At 64.7% G+C, this 1,018-nt stretch carries 3 protein-coding genes; 2 read left to right on the forward strand and 1 reads right to left on the reverse strand.

Going from position 1 to position 1,018, the window contains the following annotated elements:
• On the forward strand, nucleotides 1–173 hold a 173-nt coding region (locus tag HX846_RS29460; protein ID WP_178966712.1), incomplete at its 5' end, for a cation:dicarboxylate symporter family transporter.
• Between the two features lie 12 nt (nucleotides 174–185).
• Nucleotides 186–563, forward strand: a complete 378-nt coding sequence (locus HX846_RS29465; RefSeq protein ID WP_008430534.1) for a RidA family protein — start codon at nucleotides 186–188, stop codon at nucleotides 561–563.
• Between the two features lies 1 nt (nucleotide 564).
• On the opposite strand, the gene HX846_RS39790 is transcribed toward HX846_RS29465, so the two are convergent.
• The coding region (locus HX846_RS39790; RefSeq protein ID WP_256740083.1) for a transcriptional regulator at nucleotides 565–1,018 on the reverse strand (454 nt) is incomplete at its 5' end.

A 1,018-nucleotide genomic window follows, 5' to 3' on the forward strand; every position in this document is an offset into this window, starting at 1 on the left:
GCCTGCCGATGGTCGGCCTGCCGGAAGCCGGTTTGCTGCTGATCCTCGCCGTGGACCCGATCCTCGACATGGGCCGTACCGCCACCAACGTGTTCGGCTGCGGCGTGGCCACGGCGGTGATTGGCCACGGTGCCACCGATGAACAACCTGCTCCCCTTCCCTCCCTTGCTTGAGAACTGCCGATCATGAAGATTCACCACACAGCCACTGCCTCCCAGCCTGCCGGTCACTACTCCCAGGCCGTGAGCCACCAGGGCACGCTGTACATCTCCGGTCAATTGCCGGTGAGCCCTGACGGGCGTCATAACCTCGAGGCTTCGTTTGCCGAACAGGCTCAAGTGGCCCTGGACAATCTGTTGGCGATTTTGAAGGCCGCAGGCGGCTCACCCGCAGACCTGGTGAAAGTCACGGTGTACGTGGTGGGGGTAAAACACTGGCCTGAATTTGATGGCTTGTACGCCGCTGCGCTGGGGGATCACCGCCCCGCCCGCGCGGTGGTGCCGGTGCCGGAACTGCACCACGGCTATCTGATTGAAATCGAAGCCGTGGCGCGCTCGGCATAGGTCATTTGGCGTAGGTGTAGACCGCCGCCCGCGAGACCCCAAGGTGTGAGGCAACCGTTTCCATGGCACGCCGGATGTCCATCACGCCGGCTTCTTTCAGCTCTTGCATCAGCAGGCGCCGGTCGGCGGCCTTGAGGGCACGTGGGGTGGTCGCCAGGCGTGCGGCGAACTGGTCGATGCGCGCACGAATGGCGTCGGCACCGGACGGGTCGAGAGACTCGGCGGGCCGGTCGCCGCTGACCGAGCCGAACTGTTCCAGCATGCCCTGCAAGCCACGGAACAACGAGAGGTCGACGTTCATGCACAAGGCCGCCACGTACTTGCCGGTGGAGTCCTTGATGCCGATGGAAGTGCTCTTGACCTGACGCCCGTCGGCGAACTGGTTCTGGTAGTTGGCGATCACCTGCGGGTACTCGGGATCGGCAATCCGCGCCAGGCCCAGCTCGGTGGCCGGG

This window comes from Pseudomonas sp. K5002 (genome assembly GCF_013386655.1).
Lineage (GTDB): Bacteria > Pseudomonadota > Gammaproteobacteria > Pseudomonadales > Pseudomonadaceae > Aquipseudomonas.